Below are 650 nucleotides of genomic sequence, written 5' to 3' on the forward strand. Positions count from 1 at the left end.
ACCATTGGCTTTAGTGATATCGAAAACAAAGCGGACTATCAAGTGAGCAGTGTTTCTGGCTCTGTAGGTGCAAGTAAAGGTGGGGAGGACTGTCCCCAACAGGAGGTGCACCACAAATTTATCAGCATGGCGATAAATCCTCAAACATAACGCATGCGGCAATAAGTGATGGTGAGTTAATTATTCGTGATACAGAGAATCAGATTCAGGACGTGAATGAATTAAGTCACGATACCGAGCATGCGCATAACAAACTCAAACCAATATTTGATAAAGAAAAAGAGGAAAATCGCCAAAACATCGTCAATGGTTTAAAAGAGTTAGGTAATCAAGTTAAAGAGCTGGAGCAAACTATCCATCAAAATGCGGGTAAAGACTCGCCAGACGGAAAGATGGGTAATGACTTTAGTAAAGGCGTTGATTCTGCGATATCGATTATTACAGGCATCATCACGGGTGATATTACTGGTGGACTGGCTGGTGCCAGTGCGCCTTGGCTGGCAGAGCAAATCAAACTGCACACTGGACACATGGATGAAAATGGCAACTGGGTAATCAATAATGTTGCCGGAAACTTAATTACTCATGCGATTTTAGGCGCTGTGGTTGCCGAGCTACAAGGCAACTCAGGACTTGTTGGTGGTGCAGGT

At 43.8% G+C, this 650-nt stretch carries 1 pseudogene; it reads left to right on the forward strand.

Features of this window, described 5'->3' with window-relative positions:
- Positions 1 to 212 precede the first annotated feature (212 nt).
- Positions 213 to 650: pseudogene (locus J3U63_RS13235) on the forward strand (hypothetical protein); the annotation flags it as partial.

It is taken from the genome of Gilliamella sp. B2838 (assembly GCF_026536185.1).
In the GTDB taxonomy this organism is placed as follows: Bacteria; Pseudomonadota; Gammaproteobacteria; order Enterobacterales; family Orbaceae; genus Gilliamella.